25 protein-coding genes and 1 pseudogene are annotated in these 16,083 nt (G+C 62.5%); 3 read left to right on the top strand and 23 right to left on the bottom strand.

The window, feature by feature from the left end:
• Nucleotide 1: 1 nt before the first annotated feature.
• The 23 genes from I2I01_RS04240 to I2I01_RS04130 all read right to left on the bottom strand — a co-directional run bounded on the left by I2I01_RS04240 (nucleotide 2) and on the right by I2I01_RS04130 (nucleotide 14,623).
• On the bottom strand, nucleotides 2-679 hold the full coding sequence (locus I2I01_RS04240; protein WP_196285165.1) for a hypothetical protein: 678 nt from the start codon (nucleotides 677-679) through the stop codon (nucleotides 2-4).
• Between the two features lie 96 nt (nucleotides 680-775).
• A complete protein-coding gene (locus tag I2I01_RS04235; RefSeq protein ID WP_196285164.1) occupies nucleotides 776-1,168 on the bottom strand; it encodes a hypothetical protein in 393 nt (130 codons plus the stop codon).
• 3 nt (nucleotides 1,169-1,171) lie between these two features.
• Nucleotides 1,172-1,555, bottom strand: a complete 384-nt coding sequence (locus tag I2I01_RS04230; RefSeq protein ID WP_196285163.1) for a VRR-NUC domain-containing protein — start codon at nucleotides 1,553-1,555, stop codon at nucleotides 1,172-1,174.
• Nucleotides 1,556-1,557: 2 nt separating this feature from the next.
• A complete protein-coding gene (locus I2I01_RS04225) occupies nucleotides 1,558-1,854 on the bottom strand; it encodes a hypothetical protein (protein ID WP_196285162.1) in 297 nt (98 codons plus the stop codon).
• Between the two features lie 277 nt (nucleotides 1,855-2,131).
• Nucleotides 2,132-4,612, bottom strand: a complete 2,481-nt coding sequence (locus tag I2I01_RS04220; protein WP_196285161.1) for a BT4734/BF3469 family protein — start codon at nucleotides 4,610-4,612, stop codon at nucleotides 2,132-2,134.
• A 2-nt stretch (nucleotides 4,613-4,614) separates the two neighbouring features.
• Nucleotides 4,615-5,739, bottom strand: coding sequence for a DNA cytosine methyltransferase (locus I2I01_RS23640; RefSeq protein WP_394369258.1), 1,125 nt, complete (start codon nucleotides 5,737-5,739; stop codon nucleotides 4,615-4,617).
• Nucleotides 5,740-5,792: 53 nt separating this feature from the next.
• A complete protein-coding gene (locus I2I01_RS04210) occupies nucleotides 5,793-7,241 on the bottom strand; it encodes a DEAD/DEAH box helicase (RefSeq protein WP_196285159.1) in 1,449 nt (482 codons plus the stop codon).
• Nucleotides 7,234-7,911, bottom strand: a complete 678-nt coding sequence (locus I2I01_RS04205; RefSeq protein WP_196285158.1) for a hypothetical protein — start codon at nucleotides 7,909-7,911, stop codon at nucleotides 7,234-7,236. Before I2I01_RS04205 ends, I2I01_RS04210 begins: the two co-directional genes overlap by 8 nt.
• Nucleotides 7,908-8,120 (bottom strand): hypothetical protein, encoded by a 213-nt coding sequence (locus I2I01_RS04200; RefSeq protein WP_196285157.1) that lies wholly within the window; start codon nucleotides 8,118-8,120, stop codon nucleotides 7,908-7,910. Before I2I01_RS04200 ends, I2I01_RS04205 begins: the two co-directional genes overlap by 4 nt.
• Complete coding sequence (locus tag I2I01_RS04195) at nucleotides 8,113-8,532, bottom strand: hypothetical protein (RefSeq protein WP_196285156.1); 420 nt, start codon at nucleotides 8,530-8,532, stop codon at nucleotides 8,113-8,115. Before I2I01_RS04195 ends, I2I01_RS04200 begins: the two co-directional genes overlap by 8 nt.
• Nucleotides 8,529-9,140 (bottom strand): 3'-5' exonuclease, encoded by a 612-nt coding sequence (locus I2I01_RS04190; RefSeq protein ID WP_196285155.1) that lies wholly within the window; start codon nucleotides 9,138-9,140, stop codon nucleotides 8,529-8,531. The genes I2I01_RS04195 and I2I01_RS04190 overlap by 4 nt, the downstream gene beginning before the upstream one ends.
• The gene (locus tag I2I01_RS04185; RefSeq protein WP_196285154.1) at nucleotides 9,130-9,669 is read right to left on the bottom strand and encodes a class I SAM-dependent methyltransferase; all 540 of its coding nucleotides are present in this window, start codon (nucleotides 9,667-9,669) and stop codon (nucleotides 9,130-9,132) included. The genes I2I01_RS04190 and I2I01_RS04185 overlap by 11 nt, the downstream gene beginning before the upstream one ends.
• The gene (locus I2I01_RS04180; RefSeq protein ID WP_196285153.1) at nucleotides 9,669-10,049 is read right to left on the bottom strand and encodes a hypothetical protein; all 381 of its coding nucleotides are present in this window, start codon (nucleotides 10,047-10,049) and stop codon (nucleotides 9,669-9,671) included. Before I2I01_RS04180 ends, I2I01_RS04185 begins: the two co-directional genes overlap by 1 nt.
• The gene (locus I2I01_RS04175; protein ID WP_196285152.1) at nucleotides 10,042-10,635 is read right to left on the bottom strand and encodes a hypothetical protein; all 594 of its coding nucleotides are present in this window, start codon (nucleotides 10,633-10,635) and stop codon (nucleotides 10,042-10,044) included. Before I2I01_RS04175 ends, I2I01_RS04180 begins: the two co-directional genes overlap by 8 nt.
• 53 nt (nucleotides 10,636-10,688) lie before the next feature.
• Nucleotides 10,689-11,201 (bottom strand): hypothetical protein, encoded by a 513-nt coding sequence (locus I2I01_RS04170; RefSeq protein ID WP_196285151.1) that lies wholly within the window; start codon nucleotides 11,199-11,201, stop codon nucleotides 10,689-10,691.
• A gap of 12 nt (nucleotides 11,202-11,213) precedes the next feature.
• Nucleotides 11,214-11,444, bottom strand: coding sequence for a hypothetical protein (locus tag I2I01_RS04165; protein ID WP_196285150.1), 231 nt, complete (start codon nucleotides 11,442-11,444; stop codon nucleotides 11,214-11,216).
• 12 nt (nucleotides 11,445-11,456) lie between these two features.
• Nucleotides 11,457-12,098, bottom strand: coding sequence for a phage replication initiation protein, NGO0469 family (locus I2I01_RS04160; RefSeq protein WP_196285149.1), 642 nt, complete (start codon nucleotides 12,096-12,098; stop codon nucleotides 11,457-11,459).
• Between the two features lie 142 nt (nucleotides 12,099-12,240).
• On the bottom strand, nucleotides 12,241-12,756 hold the full coding sequence (locus tag I2I01_RS04155) for a hypothetical protein (RefSeq protein WP_196285148.1): 516 nt from the start codon (nucleotides 12,754-12,756) through the stop codon (nucleotides 12,241-12,243).
• Between the two features lie 2 nt (nucleotides 12,757-12,758).
• Entirely contained in the window at nucleotides 12,759-13,238 is a 480-nt protein-coding gene (locus I2I01_RS04150) for a hypothetical protein (protein ID WP_196285147.1), read from the bottom strand.
• Between the two features lie 95 nt (nucleotides 13,239-13,333).
• A complete protein-coding gene (locus I2I01_RS04145) occupies nucleotides 13,334-13,591 on the bottom strand; it encodes a hypothetical protein (protein ID WP_196285146.1) in 258 nt (85 codons plus the stop codon).
• 2 nt (nucleotides 13,592-13,593) lie between these two features.
• On the bottom strand, nucleotides 13,594-14,037 hold the full coding sequence (locus I2I01_RS04140; protein ID WP_196285145.1) for a hypothetical protein: 444 nt from the start codon (nucleotides 14,035-14,037) through the stop codon (nucleotides 13,594-13,596).
• 36 nt (nucleotides 14,038-14,073) lie between these two features.
• On the bottom strand, nucleotides 14,074-14,391 hold the full coding sequence (locus tag I2I01_RS04135) for a hypothetical protein (protein WP_196285144.1): 318 nt from the start codon (nucleotides 14,389-14,391) through the stop codon (nucleotides 14,074-14,076).
• 4 nt (nucleotides 14,392-14,395) lie between these two features.
• Nucleotides 14,396-14,623: a hypothetical protein gene (locus I2I01_RS04130; RefSeq protein WP_196285143.1), complete on the bottom strand. Its 228-nt coding sequence runs from the start codon at nucleotides 14,621-14,623 to the stop codon at nucleotides 14,396-14,398.
• Nucleotides 14,624-14,724: 101 nt separating this feature from the next.
• On the opposite strand from I2I01_RS04130, the pseudogene I2I01_RS23635 reads away from it, so the two are divergent.
• From I2I01_RS23635 to I2I01_RS04120, 3 genes and pseudogenes are all read left to right on the top strand, one after another.
• Nucleotides 14,725-14,934: pseudogene (locus tag I2I01_RS23635) on the top strand (helix-turn-helix domain-containing protein); the annotation flags it as partial.
• Between the two features lie 75 nt (nucleotides 14,935-15,009).
• On the top strand, nucleotides 15,010-15,495 hold the full coding sequence (locus I2I01_RS04125; RefSeq protein WP_317196852.1) for a S24 family peptidase: 486 nt from the start codon (nucleotides 15,010-15,012) through the stop codon (nucleotides 15,493-15,495).
• Nucleotides 15,496-15,536: 41 nt separating this feature from the next.
• A complete protein-coding gene (locus tag I2I01_RS04120; RefSeq protein ID WP_196285141.1) occupies nucleotides 15,537-16,007 on the top strand; it encodes a hypothetical protein in 471 nt (156 codons plus the stop codon).
• The last annotated feature ends 76 nt before the right edge of the window (nucleotides 16,008-16,083 follow it).

The raw sequence follows: 16,083 nt of genomic DNA, 5'->3' as shown, positions 1-16,083 counted from the left end.
GCTACAAACCTGCCTCCAACGCCCGCGCAGCCGAAACCGGGGGCCACATGAAACACAGCTGCCCGGGCAACGTCAGCGGGTGCACGCCCCGGCGGCGCTTGGCCGTGCGCAGGCGGCCGGGCTTGGCCTGCGTGGGCGGCACCAGCACCAGGGGCGGGCCACCAGTGGGGAGCAGGCCGCGCAGCTGGCGGCTGGCAGCCGTGGCCTGGGCGGTGCCGGCCTGGGCCAGCTTGCCGAAGCCGAGCACCTTGGCCGCCACGTCGAAGGTGCGGGCATCGGAGAGCTTGGGCTCGGGCTCGCGGTTGTAGAGCGCATTGCCGGCGCCGTTGTAGGCCATCACGGCTTTGGCAAAGGCGGCCAGGTCGTTGGCCTCCAGCAGGAGCGGGGCCACAGCTTGCTGCTCGTGCGGCAGCAGCATCCGCAGCAACTCGGGCACCACGTCGGTGAGGCGTTCGAGGCGGTTGGCGGTCTGGCGGTCGGCGGCGGCTTCGCTCAGCGGACGGTTGTAGCGGTCCACGGCGGGGCCGAAGGCGGCCAGGCACAGGGCCTCGATGTGGGCCACCCGGCGCGTGAGGGCGGGCAGCTGGGCCGCGTAGGCTTTGAGCAGGCGGCTTTCAAGAACGAAGGCGCTGCCCGGGGTGGGGCAGCCAACTAAGTGGGCGCGGTGCGGGGTGGGCATGGTTTCGGGCTCTGGGGGTTGCGTTCGACAACGCAAATCAGGGCCCGGCCCGAAACAAAAGCGGCTTTTTGGGCCTGCCAAAGGCACACGGCGCAGCTAGCCGGGCAGCAGGCTGTAGCGTTGCGTTTCCCCGGCAAGGGGCAGCAGCAGGTAGCGGCCAGCGGGGGGCGCCTCGGCGGGTGGTACCCGGAAGCGGAGCTGGGCCGGCTTGTCGGGGTGTGCCGAGAGGGCCACGCACCGGCCGGCGCTCAATTCCCAAAGCTTGGGGTGCCGGCCGGGCCGCACGGGCTTGGGCGCGTGCAGGCAGAGGCTCGCGTTGGCAAACCGGGCCACCAGGCTGGAGGCCTCGGCATTGAGGCAACTAAAGCCGTCCGCATAAATCGTAACGGTCGGGACGGCGCGCGGCAACACCTCCCGATGCGCGGCACTCGGTGCCGCGGCGTCGCCGGTCCGGGCAGTGAGCTTGGGGGTGTTGTCGATGAGGGGCATGGGTCAGGCGAGGTAGGCGGTGAGCAGGGCTTGGAATTCTTCGACGGTGCGGACCACTTCGACGCGAAAGCCTGCCTGGGTCAGGGCGGCCATCATCGTTTTCTGGTGGGCGCTGAGGCTGCCCGTGGCCGTCTTGAATTCGATGAAGAGGCCGTGGGCCAGCACCTGGCCGGCGGGGTCGTGCTGGGGGCAGGCCAGGAAGCAGTCGGGCACGCCGGCCTTGGCGTGCATGGCCTTGAGGCGGGCGCCGGTGATGCGGTCGCGGGCCTCGCCGTTGGGCGTGTGCCAGAACAGCTGGTAGGCGTAGCGGTGGTGTTTGTTGAGCCAGTTGCCGCACTCCTGCTGCAGGCGGGCTTCGGTGAGGGCGGGGGCGGTCGTGTCGGCCATGGCTAGGAAATGACCGTGTTGTAGTGCAGGGCAATCATGCGGCGAAAGCCATCGTGCACGCGGGCCACGGTGAAGAGCACGCAGTGCTGGGTGCCCGGGCGGTCCACAATGATTTCGTGGCCGGCGATGTGGGCGGCCCAGGCCTCTTCCCACGTGATGGCGCGGTGCACCTCGGCCAGCAGGGCGGGGTACTCGGCGGCGAACGTGGCGCAAAAGCGGCCATTGTTGGTGACGTAGAAAACCGGGGCAGCCGAGAGGTCGAGTGGGGCCGGCTGGCGCTGGGGCTTGGCAGTTTGCATGGGCTTGGGGTTTTTCGGGGTTAGAACTTCAAAAACCCCAGGCAGTGATTTGAATTTCAATTAGTTAAATGTTGTTTTTTGTGTTGTTGGGACAGCTTTAAAACTGCAGCTTATAAATTGTATTATTTTTTAAAATATAATCGCGAATATAAGAAAAATACAAATTTGTATAGGGAAGTTTTGGAGCACTGTCTGATGTCGTTTTTTGTCGCATAACGTATTGATTTTTAATTGGTAGTCTGGGGTTTTTCGATTTCCAACCCCGAAAAACCCCAGACTACTCAGATGCTGCTGATACGGGGGCTTCGAAGTAGGGCTTGTCGCGGTTGATGCCCTGTCCTTTCCACTGCTTGCGCATAAAGCCCACCTTGGCCATCCACTGGTAAAAGCGGCGCATGGGAAAGCGATGCTGCGCCTCACCGGAGTAGGCTAAAAATTTTTGAAACATCGTGTCAGCCCACAGCACCGGGTCTAAAATGTCGCCACTGCCTATTTCCCGCACCTCTTTGGCAAACTCCAAAAACTCCGGACTCGTCGAGTCCTCCAGCTTGCGCGCGTCGAGCGCGGCGCTGGCCAGCTGGGTGAGCTGGCGGCCGGCGGCCAGGTAGTCCTGCACCCAGCCCAGGGCCAGGTTGAAGAAGTAGTTCCAATCCTCGGCATCCCACTGGCCATCCGCGAAAAAGCCGCGGCCGAACTCGTCAATGGGCGTGTGCCGGGCCGAGTAGTGGGGGGCCAGGGGTATCTCAATTTTGCGGCCCTCGTGGCTGCCGCCTTCGCCCGAAACCACGTCGTTGGTGGTGATGGCAAACTTGGGGCTGCGCTCGAACGGAATGGTGAATTCCGCGTGGTTCTTGCGGTTCACGGCCAGCTCCGTCGTTATCTCGGTGAACAGCTTCTTGAACGGCAGGCGGCGGCCGTCCCACTCGTCGAAGTAGGCCACGCGGGTGCTTTCGTGGATGCGCTGGAAGCGGAAGCTGTCCTCGAACCGGAAGGTGGCGCCGGGAATCGTGGTCACCTTCACCAGCTCGCCCACGGCCTTGATGAGCAAAGACTTGCCCGTGCGCCCATCGGGCTTGCCCGTGGTGGCCACCTCGTCAACAAAAATGATGCACTTGGCGTTGGCCTCTTCCTTGTAGCCGTGCAGCAGGTAACCCAGGGCCGAGCGCAGCAGGGCCAGCCGGTCGGCCTGGCCGCCGCTCACGTTCAGGGTGAAGCGGTGGAAGTCGCAGGCCTTGGCTTCCAACCCGAACAGCGGGCGGAACTCGTGGGCGCGGACCTGCTCGGCCCAGATGAGGCCCGGCAGCTCGGTGTAGTCGTGGAGCGTGATGCCGCTGGCCTGCACCAGCACCCAGCCGTTGCGAAAGAAATAATGGGCCGTGGTGGCCGTGTCGCGCACGAAGTCGGCGCCCAGCGTGGGCAGCGCCTGCAGGAAGCGCTCGTCGAACAGCTTGCGCTCCAGGCTGAGGACTAACTCGCGCACCTGAAAGCCGTAGATGCCGTCGTACTCGTAGGGCAGGCCCGCCAGGTAGCCCAGCACGTGGTCGAAGAGCTGGCCGCGGTCGACCTCGTGCACCACGCCCGCCACCACGCGCACCGTGGCGTAGTCGCCGCCGGCGCGGTACTTGGCGAAGCCCTCCTCGCCGAGCCAGGCCGTGAACTTGTCGAGGCTCAGGCTCACCTTCAGCGGCTTGTCCTGGCCGGGGTCGGTCACGTTCCAGAAGGTGAGCAGGCGCACCTGCCGGGCCTGCTCCTCGGCGATGAGGTCGAGTGCCGCCGAGATGCCGGGCACCGGCACGTGGGAGGCTACCGAAATTTTGTGGGCCAGCGTGAGCACCACGCCCGGGTTGCCGGCGGCGGCCCGAACTTCCTGACGGGCGCTGTACTGCAGCCAGTCGGGCAGGATGGGGCGCTGGGCGCCTTTCTTGAGCCCCGAGCGGATGGCCTCTTCCGCGTTCCGCAGCGAGGCCACGTTCTCCTTGGCCAGCACCGCCGCCAGCAGCGCATCGAAGGCCCGGCTTTCGTCGACGTAGCCCGAGCCCACGTAGCCGCCCAGCAGGTAGGCCGCGTCGCGCACCTTGGCGTGCTTGCTGCCGTCCACCGCTTCGCGCACCATCTTCACGCCGATGGCGATGAGCAGCGTCTCGGCATCGGCGCGCGGGTCGGCCGGCAGGGCGGCAGGGGCGGGGGCCCGGGCCGGAATGGGCTTGGGCGCTTCGGGCTCCAGCAGCTCGGCAAAGGTGTCGGCGTGGGGGTTGTGGTAGAGGGCCGGGTCGTAGCTGATGAAGCGGGCGCGGCACACGTCGGGCAATCTGTCCACCTTCACGCCGAACGTGTTGAGGTAGTAGCGCTCCAGGGCGCGGAAGCTGGCCACGTGGTGCGAGGTGGGCACCGGCACAATCACGCAGAGCCCGGCGCCGCCCGTGCTCAGAAAGCAGGCGTAGGTGTGCTCGTCGGCCTCGATGGCGGCACGCGTGGCCGCCCAGTCGGTGTCGGGGTTGTGCTTGGTGTCGAGGTCGAGGCTCATCAGGCCGCTGTGGGCCAGCAGGCCCGCATTTGCGCGGTGCTCGAACGTGCCCGAGGTGGTGAAGTAAGGCAGGCACTTTTTGGCCGCGTCGTACTCCTTGGAGCCGGCCGGGCAGGCCCGCACGGCCTCGACTTCGCGGCGCCACTTGCCGGCGCGGATGGAGTCGAGCACCTGCGTAATGGGGCAGGCGTGGCCGCCGGTGGTGGCTTTGATGTGGGGGAATAAGCTAACCATCATTATGCGGTAGCCGCTATGGCTTGATAAAATCGATGTACTAATTGGGGCACCACGGCATTGCCATAGGATTTCAGGCTACCGTTTCGCTCTGCTGTGGCAAGCTTTTTAATTCGACGCGCAAGGCGTTTTGCCGCTCTTTTGTCTGCGGCAGTTCGCACCAGTCGGGCGGGAACCCCATCATCTGGGCTACAAAGCGGGGGTTCAGTAAGCCGCCACCCGTCTGCCGATGGATTTCCCCCGGCAACGTGTCCCGCGTCGCCTGCGACGCGGGACACGTTGCATTCTTGGCATCCTGTGCACAAGGCGTGGGTAGCATATTCCTCGCGGCTGTTGTCAGCCCGTCGCCCGCTTTCTTCGATGAGCCCCTCCGGTTGTTGTTGCCGTTCACCGTGGGCGTCGGCAGCATCCTCCGGAGCCGGTCCGGCAAGCTGATTTGCCGTTTCTTGCCATCTGCTGTCATGCCCGAATCCGAAACCGCATCGAGACTTGTCAGTTTGCCTCCGGTCGCCAGTGAGGCATCCGGCGTTGGCAACAGCTTCGCAAAGAAGGCCAGTGGCATCCCACCCTGTGCGTACTTGGAATTCCTGTCTGAGGCGCTGTCCACTGTTGGCGTGGGCCACAAACCAGAACCTATCTCGGTGGTGCGGCGCTCCAACGCTTGCAGCTGGAAGTAGAAACGGTTGAACTTCGTACCCTTCAGTTTCCAGGTCAACACACACACCCTCGAATGCCAACCCCCTCCCGTTACTAAGCAGGCCGCGAACGTTTTCGCCCAAGACGTGGCTTGGTTGAACCTCCCGAATGATTCTAAGGAAATGCGGCCAGAGCGCACGAGGGTCGTCGTTTCCGAGTTGCTTGCCGGCAAGGCTAAAGGGCTGGCAGGGGAATCCGCCGCAAACAAGGTCGATTGCACCCAGCCAAGGGCGGGCGTCGAAGTGGCAGATGTCGCCATATAAAATCGTGGGGGGATGGGGCTGGCCCGGCGTCCATGCTTTCCACCGGCCGATGATGGCGACCAGTTCCGCAGCGCTCAGGCTTTCAGCCGGCACACATTTGAAATTTTTAATCAGCACCTGACGGGCGAAATCGTCCCACTCCACCATGACGGCAGTGGCCCAGCCCATCCAGCGCGCTGCGAGGTCGAAGCCGCCGATGCCGGCGAAAAGGCTACAGAGTCTCACGCCGCCACCCCTCCCTTCTCTGCATACTTGGTCCGCACCTCCATCTGGCGGTCTACCCAGCGCGGGTGGTAGCCACGGAAGCGGGCCACCTGGCGCAGCTGTTCCCGGCTCATGGCCGACATGGGCACGCCCTCCAGCTCGGCCGGCAGCGCCTTCTTTTTGTCGACCACCACCGAAACGGTCAGCCCGCCAATCACCGTCGTCTTGCGCTGAATCTCCACGAACTCGGCCTCCTTGGCTTCCTTCACGGCCGCCGGAAACTCATGCCCACATTCCTCGCACACGCGGGCCTGCACCTTGTTGATGAGCTGGCAGCCCGGGCAGAACTTGATGGGCGCCACGTCCAGGGCCGCATTCTTGCGCTTCTTCTCGGGCGCATCGAGGCTGTGCTCCACCTCGTCATCAAAGAAACCGTGGGCCTTCACGTTGCCGCCGTGGTCAATCACGACACAATGCTGTTTCCCTGCCGCCGGGCGCAGGCCACGGCCCACCATTTGCAGGTAGAGGGATTTCGATTGGGTGGCCCGGTTGAGAATCACACAGCCCAGGTCGGGCAAGTCGAACCCTTCCGTGAACAGCGCTACGTTGCAGAGCACCTGCCACCGGCCGGCGGCAAACTCGGCCAGCACCTTGGCCCGCTGGGCCGCCGGCGTGCTGCCGTCGAGGTGGGCGCAGGCAATGCCCTCGTCGAGGAAAGCCTGGGTGGTTTGCAGCGAGTGCTCCACGTTCACGCAGAACACAATAGCCTTCCGGCCCTCGGCAAAGTTGAGGTAGTTGATGACGGTGCCGGCGTAGAGTTCCCGCTTGTTGAACTTCTTGTAGAGCTCGTCGGCCGCGTAGTCGCCCCCGCGCTTGGCGATGCCTTCCAGGTCGGCCTCGGTGGCGTAGTAGCGGGCCGGCACGAGGTAGCCGCGGGCCACCAGCTCGGCCGCCGTGATGGGCGCCACCAGGTCGGCGTACCATTCGCGCAGGCCCTTGCCGTCGAGCCGGAACGGCGTTGCCGTCAGGCCGATGCGCTTGGCGTTGGGAACGGCTTCGATAACCCGTTGGTAGGTGCCGGCCGCCGTGTGGTGGCCCTCGTCGAAAAAGATAAAATCGGGCAGCTGGTGGGCTGGCAGCTTGGCGATGCGCTTGGAGAGCGTCTGCACCATGCAGCACTGCACGGGCCGGGCGGGGTGGTACTCCCAGCCGGCGGCGATGCACCCCACGGTCAGGCCGAACAGCTCCATCCGAGCTCGAGCTTGGGAAACCAGCTCAAACAGGTGGGCCACGAACCACACGCGTTTGCCCTTGCCGACCATGCGGCGGGCCATTTCGGCCGCCACGGTGGTTTTGCCGGCGCCGGTGGGCAGTACCAGCACCACCGAGGGGTGGGCCACCAGGGCGCGGGCGCAGTCGGTGATGGCCGTGGTTTGGTAGTCGCGCAGGGTGGGGAGGTTAGCCATTGCTGCGGTCTCCTTTCAAAGCAGCGTACAACTCCGGCGCGCCCTTCACGCTGGGCAGAAGCGCCTCATTCTTGCTCAGCAGGCCGAGGGCGCGGGTTATATCAATGGCTTGGGCCGTGCGCACATGGAAACCACTCCACAGGGTTTTTACTGTGGCGCGGATGCGCTCCAAGATTTGCTCCGTCTCCGCATCAGTTGGCAGCTGCTCGGCCTTACTCAGCCCCACCGCTGCCACCGCCTTGGCAATGGCCACCGCTGGGCTGGGTTTCCCAACCGGCAGCAACGGATAGAGCTTGCCCACAAAGTCCTGCTCGAAAGGCTGCGTTTCAATGCGCAAGTGCACGGCGTGCACCGAATCGGGCACGTGGTTCGCTTCGAAATAGGCGCGGGCCCGGGTAGTGCTGCTAAACACCAGCCGGCTGCCCGATTTCCCGCCCACGGCCCGCAGCGGAAAGGGCTTGTGCTTGACCATGGCCGGCCCACTGCCCAGCAGCATGTACCACTGGTTGTTGTCGGCGTCCTGCACGGGCATGGCCAGGCCGTTCACCACAAGGTCAAGCCGGCGCACGGCACCCGCCGAAAAATAGAAATTGCCCTTGCGCTCGATGGTGAGCACCGCCGCGCCGGGCTCGGGGGCTATGGTAGTACGGTCGTGAAAGATGAGGTTCATTGGAATAGCTCGGCTTGCTGTGGAACCATGGCTTGTAGGCGGGCCAGCGTGGCCTGGGTGCAAGCGATTTCGTGCTCGTGGGTGGTGCGCATTTCCTCGCGTTCCCGCACGGTTTTGGCGTTTTGGCGCAGGTTGGGGTACACCCGCTGCCGCATGACCAGCTCGCGTTGGAGGCTGGCGATTTCATCGGAGAGGGTGACTTTAGCCACGGGGTACCTCCGTTTCTGCCAGCACGGCCTTGACGGTTTGCAGGTTCACGCAGTTGGGCGTGCCGTGGCTGGCGTGGCGCAGGAGCTTGGCGAGCTTGTACTCAGCTAGTCGCAGCTTGTGGAATTGGTCAAACTCCGAGAGTCGGATGTAGCACCAGCGTTCCAGATAAGCACGCAGCTCAGGTGCAGCAAAATGATACGGAATGATGTCATCCATGCCAGATGCTGCCTCCTTGGCCTCAGCCTCGGTGTAGAGGCCAGCCTGCGCAAAAAGCATCGTGTAGCCACGGCAGTTAGCGCGGTAGAAAGGAGCGCCATTGGGGCCCTTTTCGTGGCGAATAGCCAGCACCACCCAATTACGCGGTGCGGTACCCACCATGTCAATCATGTTGAGGTTCGTGTCCTGGCTCATTGCACAATCGGCTTGGCGTGGGCCGGCAGCCCGCGTTGGGGGTGATGCTTCGGCCCCATGCCGCAGCAGTTGAGCAGGGCCGCCGTGCCCTCCTCGTTGTAGGTGGCGCGCAGCAGGTCGAGGAGCTTGGCCGTGGCGCGCACGTCGTTCATGGCGCGGTGGGCGCCGGTCAGCTCGATTTCGAAGTGTTGGCAGAGCGTGCCCAGCCGGTAGTTGGCGGGGGCGGGGTGCACGCAGGCCACAGCCAGCGTCTTGGTGCACAGGAAGTCGTTGCTCACGCCACCCGATGCGCCCAAGCGGGCGTACATCTGTTCGAGGTAGGCCACGTCGAAAGCGGCGTTGTGGGCCACCAGCACGTCGGCCCCGATGAAGTTGCGCAGCAGGGCGAAGGCCGTGCGGGGCGGCAGGCCCTTGGCGCAGAGCTCGGTGGTGATGCCCGTCAGCTTGGTGATATCGGCTGGCACCTCGCCGCCGAAGGCCACCAGCGTGTGGAAGCTGCCCACTTCCCGGCCGCCCCGCAGGCGCACGGCGGCAATCTCGGTCACGTGGTCGGTGAACGGATTCAGGCCCGTGGTTTCGAAGTCGAATACGATGAGGTTATTGAGCACTGGCTACCTCCTTTCCTTCGACAACTCCGGTTGCAGGCTTCATAAATACAAGCCAATGCGTCCCTGCCTTGCGGCCAGAAGTGTTACCGAAAATGGGTTGGTGTGGCGTTAGGGCCAACACTTCGGATAGCTTGACATGGGTTTCATTCCATTTAAATACCAGCACACCATTAGCAGCCAGCACGCGGAAGCACTCGGTAAAACCCGCTCGCAAATCGTCCTGCCAATTGGGACCTAGCTTGCCATACTTGGCAACCAGCCAGGAATCTTCCCCACCACGTGCCACGTGGGGCGGGTCGAAGGCTACTAAGTGAAAGGAACCGTCGGCGAAGGGCAGCGCGCGGAAGTCGAGTAGCGTATCGGGTGCTATCGTAATGGTGCGCGTGCCATCAGCCTTGCCGTGTGAGCGGTCGGTGACAGTAATCGTTTCGGCGCGGCGGTCACCGAAAAGCACATCGGGATTAGCACGGTCAAAATGCATCATGCGCGAACCACAGCAAGGGTCGAGAATGCGTTTTTGGTTAGCCATTATTTCAATTCCTTGCGGATGTATTGGTCAGGGGAGAGGTTGAGGGCGATGCCCAGGGCGCGGCAGTAGTCCACGATGGCAGCCATTTGCTCCAGCTTTTTAGCTGTTAGTTGATAGGCAGAAAAGCTGAGGCCGTTGTAAATGAATGGCTTAAGCAATTCGTCTTTGTCATCAGAACTGTACAGCACCGGCTTCACCCGTTCCAGCTCGTACCAGTCCGGGAAGTCGCTGCCTTCGCGGTCGAAGCGCACGCTGGCCAGCTGGCCGCCGTCGCCGATGTGGTGGCTGGGCAAGCCGTGCAGCAGGCCGCGGCCCAGGCCGGGGGCCTCTACCGTGGTGTGGTGGGGCAGGTAGAGGGAGAGGGTGCGCAGGTCAGCCATTGCTCGGGCTCCCTTCCATGGTTGCGGCCGCCTCCGGTGCGGCAGCGACGGGGGAGACAGGAGCGGCGGGCGCGTAATTCGACAGGAAGCGGCACAGGTAATGTCCGGCCCAGCTATCCCGGTACTTCGTGGCCTCATCTAGCGCTTTAAGCGATTCCGGTGTATTCAGGCGCTTCATTTGCTCAAAAGCGTGCTGGGCGGCGTCCTGCGCTTTCGTCAGCAAAGGCCAGTCGATGCGATAATGCGGCTTGTTCGCCCCACCCGCTTCGAGGGCAGCCGGGGCGCCGGGGGTGGCGGCCAGGGCGTCGGCTTTGGCATCCAGCATGGCCAGCGCGGCCTCCAGGTAAGGATTGGCGCTGCGCATATTCAGGTAGTTGCGTACCTCGTCCAGCGTGTATGTGCTGCCGTCGATAACAACGGGCGCCTCCCAGGGCCGGCCCGCCGCTGCGGGGGCTGCTACTGGTTTGCGCGCTTCCCGCAACGCCACCACCAAGCGCGGCACGGCCTGCGCGCACCAGCTTTGGCAGCCCTCGCCCGAGGCGTCGGCCAGCCACCGGTTCAATTCTTCGTCCGTAATGTGTTTCATACCTTTGGGGTGCTCGTAGGAGCGCTAAGAGTTTAAAAAGTCCGCCTACTTGGTCATTTCGCCGATGCCAGGTAGGCGGCGATGTTTTTAGCAAAAGCTTCAAGCTGTTCGCGACTGGCCCCACCCTTCATGGAATTGGCCAGGTTGGAAATGATTCTCACATTTCCAGGCACATACCCTCTGGAATTATCGATTCTGTCGATACTGGGGCTGTTTATTTTCTTGGTCTTGTCGCCTATAAAAAGCGGGATTCCCAGCAATGGGCACACCGCTGGAATTTCTAGGTCAGTAGCTGATATTGAAAATTCAATACCCCGTTTGCTGGCCCTTTGAGCAGCCCAGGTCAGCATTACCTTGATTGGATTTTCTGACCTTAATTCCTTTCTGCGAATCTGCTCTTGCTGGTTGCCATATGCCTCGCGTCTCTTAGCAAGGCTTGCTTGATAAGATGGGCTAGCATGATATAGCTTTCGCTTGCAAGGCAAGCAACGACTGCCAGCACGGGTGGCTTCGCTCAACAAACACCCACATGAAGTGCAGTTTGGATTGGTGGCTTTCTGCTTCACGGCAGTGTTTGGTTAGGTTTTTTTGGGTTTCGGCAGCCAGCAGCGCGAAGCGATGCAGAAGGTGTCGGCGTAGGCGGGGTGCTGCTCAACCCAGCCGGCCCGTTTCACCGCGCCGAGCAGACCCGGCGCGGTGAAGTGGTGGTGTTGGATGCCCGCCAACCGCCTCGAAAGCGTGGCCTCGGTCAGCCACACGTCGGTGTCGAGGTGGGCCAGGAGCCAGGAAGCGAGCTGGGCGGGCGTCATGGTCGGCTGGGCTTAGAAAGGCAGGTCTTCGTCGCCAGCGGCTACCGGCTCGGGCTGGGCTTGCTTAGCCGCCGGCGCTGCCCCGGGTCGCACCAGCGCTTTGAATTCGGGCGTGCTCTCGATGTCTTCCCGGATGAAGCTGGGCAGCTTGTCGAACACGTCCCAGTTGAAATCATCGTAAGTGAGCACCGTGCTGGGCGTGAGCTGGTCGGGGCAGCTCATGCCCTTGCCCAGGCTGGCAATGGCCTTGATTTCGGCGTATTCCTTGCCGGCCTTGCTGGTTTTGTGCACCACGTTCAGCATGCAGGGCTTGCCTAGCAGCACCAGGATATCGAAGCCAGCGGCCTCGGCATCCGTGAACGGCTTGCCGCGCCACGATTCGAGGTGGTTGCGCAGCGTGGCCTTCTCGTGCATGGACAGCGTGTAGTTCTTGCTGACCAGGGCGGGCTTTTCGCCCTCGCCCTCTTTGTATTCTTTCAGCTCGTGGGGCAGCTCGAAGGTGAGGCGCACCTTGTGCTGGAGCTTGGGCTTGCCTTCGAACATTTCGGAGACGGTGCCAATTTGAATCATGCCCACGCAGCGGGCGGCGTGGTTGCCGGCGGGGGCCGGTGCGGAAGTGGTGGAGGAACTTGCGGAAGCGATGAGCGTTGCCATAATGGGTTGCGTATTGATTGTGAGGTTAAATGGGGCTGGAGGCGCTATCTTTGCCAGGCTTGGCTTCGGCCACAGCGCGGGCCGGTTCGAACTCAGCTTGGCAGCAGGGGCGGGCCGCGCCCGCGTTTGCGTTTGGGGCCTTTCATTGCTTTTCGATGTACTGGTGGGGCTCCATGCCGACGGCGAAGTGGTGGCGGCGCAGGTAGTCGATGATGGCAATTGAGCAACTCAGATTGTCGCCCGTCTTTATTTCCCACTCTTCATCGATAGTGCAGGAATAGACCCAGCGCACATCGGACTGGGCAGGCACAGAAATAGCAGCGCACCAGTGGTATTGGTCAACTGTTGCTTTGGTCCAATCGAGTTCATCAAAGCAATCAGCAAGGGCCATCTTTGCCACCTCCACCGCCGGCACCGTCCCATCGGCCAGCGGCTCCACCAGCTGCGAGAAGGAGCGCAGGATGGGCTTGATGTACTCCAATCCCAGCCAGCTTTCCCAGCCTTCGGCAGACTTGCAGGCGGCGCAAGGGCCGTCGCCCATTTGTAGGCCAGAAAGCGTGCGCGGGTTGTCGAAAGGCGTCTGGAGTGGGATGCCGTAAGGCAGGTAAGGAGCCAAGATTTCCGGCGTCGTGCCGGCGGGCAGGATCGTCGTTTCCATAACTAAGCCGCTACCATCTGCCCGACCACCTCCGCACTGCCCACCACGCCGTACGCCACCTCCACCACCTGCCCTTCCTTCACGGTGTAGCCCAGCACCTCCGGATACACGACATAGCCGCGGCGGGCATTGAGGTCCAGTTTGAGGCCGATGATGACGGCAGCGGCCGTTTCGGTGCTCATGCGGGGCAGTTCCAGCAGGCCCTGCACTTTCTCGCCCGGCTCGATGCCCGGCTGGTTGAGCAGCCGGATGATGTCCTGGCGTTGCGTCACGGTGGCGTAGATGACGGGCTGCGCGTCCGCCTCCCACGCGGCCTTCGCTGCATCGCGCTTGGTCTCCATCGTGGCGAGGCAGTCCAGCGCTTTCTGGTGGCCTTCCAGCGAGAGGAAGGGGCGCAGCTGGGTGAACAATTCGGCGGCGCCCACCACTTCGGAGGCGGCACGGTCAAGGGCACGTTTAAGCGGGCAGGTAGGGGAGCACATAGCGGGGTGATGGTTGGGTTAGTGAGACTTGGCGAGGCAGTAGCAGAGGGCCGTGAGCAGGAGCAGGCCCAGCAGGCGGCGGGCAGCGGCATTCATCAGGCGTGCAGGCTGTAGCGGGTTTCGGCCGTGGTGCCCTTCAGCTGGGCGCGGTCTTGGGCGGCAGCCCGCTCGGCCCGCAGCGCGTCGGCTTCGTCGGTTAGGTCCATGCCATGGGCCAGCTGCGCGTACACCACGATGGCGGTGAGGCTGGTCTCCCAGCAGGGGCCGGGGCACTTGGCCAGGGCTTCGCGCAGGTAGCGCATCTCGGCCGGGTTGACGCGGCGGGTGTCGGGGGCGGTGTTGAGGCGCAGCATGACTAGGCGGCTTGGCGGTAAGGCGTTTCCGTTTCGTTCAGCAGCAGGCGGGCCATGGTGGCGGGCTGGCGCTCCAGGCGCAGGCAGTCGGCGTAGTCGGTCAGGTCGACCGGCACCAGGTACATGAGCACCGCGCCGAACCAGCACTCCGTCTGGTCTTCAAAGCGGAAGCGCACGGCGTCGCGCTCGCTGTAGGCCACCACGGGTTGCCCCGCGGCGCCGTTGGGCCGCACGTAGGCCGTCACGCAGAAGGGCGTGCCGTGCTCGTCGCGCAGGCAGCAGTAGCCGTAAATGGGCAGCACCGCGCCCTTGGCGTAGCCGAGGATGGCCGTGCGCAGGTGGAGCTGGTCGCCGCCGCGCAACGCGGTGACGTCGTGGGAGAGGTGGCGCGCCACGGCATCGGGCAGGGGCGGCACAGTCAGGGGCTTGGCAGCAGGGGTTGACATGTGTGAAAGTGAGGTGTGAATGGATTGGGTTAAGTGCTAGTTGGTGGGGGCGGGCTCACCGAAGAATTCGCGCACGGCGGCCTCCGTCACGAGCCACTTGTCACCGGCCCGCACCCGGCGCAGGCCGCCGCGAATGGGGCCCAGGTCGAGCAGTTCGCGCAGCTTGGTTTTGCCCAAGCCGGTGCGCGTCGTCAGCCGGTCATCGTAGCCCCGGCCGGGCGTGGGCACGGTGCCCAGGTGGTAGGTGCGGGCCAGCACCTGCGGCCCGTTCCATTCCAGGTCGGCGAGCTTGGCGCTCAGCGCTTGGATTTGCGCCTGTTGCGCCTGGTACTGTTGCAGCGAGGCGACTTGCATGGTTTTAGGCGGCGACAGGCTGAGCCAGCGATTCGAGGATAATTGTCAGCTTCTCATCAGAGCTAGCGCCACTCAACACATTGTTGAGCTTGCGTCCACCTGCGGCGGTATCGTACTCCGAGTGCTCTTTGATGACCAGCGCACGCACGTCTTTGGGCAGCTGGGCGCGGATGGCCAGAACCCGCGATTTCAACTCCGTGGGGGAGGGGGCCGTGTTTTTTGTCGCTATCATTGTGTAGTAATGTTATTGGTATTACAAATATGTGAGTAATACTGATGAAAAGCAAAATAGTTGGCCCAAAAAATCAGCATCACTCATAAAATAATCTCCAAATGTCTGATACAGAGAATCTAGGCAAAAGGCTCAAAAGGCTGAGAAAGGGCAAAAAAATGACCCAGCTGCAACTTGCTGAGCAACTGGGTTTGAGTATTAGTGCGATATCGAAGTTTGAAACTGGTAATAGTTCTCTTTCTTTCGATACACTCAAAAAGGTAGCAGCACTCTATAATGTGTCAACTGACTACCTTCTAATTGGGAGCATTACTGATTCTGAAGCTCCTTCCCAAAATAATTTTCCTTATAATGCGGCCGAGGTTGCTCCCAGCACTGCGACGGATGTGGAGGCACCCTACACCAATGCCAGCCGCATCCACGTTGACAAGCTCAACCTCACGGTGCTGCCCTACATACCCCTCGAAGCCCGCGCGGGCTTAGCCGAGTTCTACGCCGACGACGTGACCAAATACCCTTGGGAGAATGCCGAAACCCTGGCCGTCATTGACGTGCCCAACACGTCCGAATACAAGGAAGCCATCGTGGTAGCCATCAACGGCGACAGCATGGACCCCACCATTAAAAACGGCTCGAAAGTGGTGGTAACCCCCGTGCAACGCGGCAACTGGCAGTACCTCAACCCCGGTGTTTACTGCATCATCTTCCTCAACAACTTCGTGGTGAAGCGGGTGAAGGATAACACGCTACTCGAAAATGGCCTGTTGCGCCTGCACTCCGACAATCCGGCCGGGGGCACTTTCCAGATTAAAGGCGAAGACATTCGCGCCGTGTGGCGGGTGCGGTGGGCTGCCTATACTCCTATAGAATAGAAGGACTCACGAATCCATTCTTCCACCTTAGCAATCAGCATATGCGCAAACTCTTACTACTTGCCTTACTGCCATTGTTTTCGGCCTGCGCCGTTTCCCAGCAACCGCAGTTTGACGAACAAGAAGCGTTTTTTATTCAGAATAGCCAGTCTATTAATCAGGAGTACACGTTTCGTGAAGCACCGCGCTACTACGCACGGATGGACTCCACAGGAGCACCCGAAGCGGTGGAACAGCCGCGCGATGCAGGCTACAAACCGGAGCCGTTTGATTACAAAGTGCGCACCGCCTACGTGTTGGGCCGGGTGGGGCCTTGGTACCGCGTACGCCGCCTGCACTACCGCTCGTATTATGTGCTGGCCTCGTCCATGTGGCCAGCAGGCCGAACTGGGCCAATCACTGCACCCACCCTTGATTCAAGCACCCCCGCTTCGCATAATTATCAGACCGGCCCGCGTGGCGGGGTGTACTACATTAATAAGAACGGAAACAAGACCTATCGAAAGCGTTAGCCTAATCTCATGCCCGCCACCTTCAAGCTCACCTTGGCGCCCCGTGCCGACAGCGACGGCCTGCACGACGTGTATC

The sequence above is a fragment of the Hymenobacter properus genome (assembly GCF_015694735.1).
GTDB classification, from domain to species: domain Bacteria; phylum Bacteroidota; class Bacteroidia; order Cytophagales; family Hymenobacteraceae; genus Hymenobacter; species Hymenobacter properus.
This window is presented reverse-complemented; position numbering and strand designations above follow the sequence as displayed.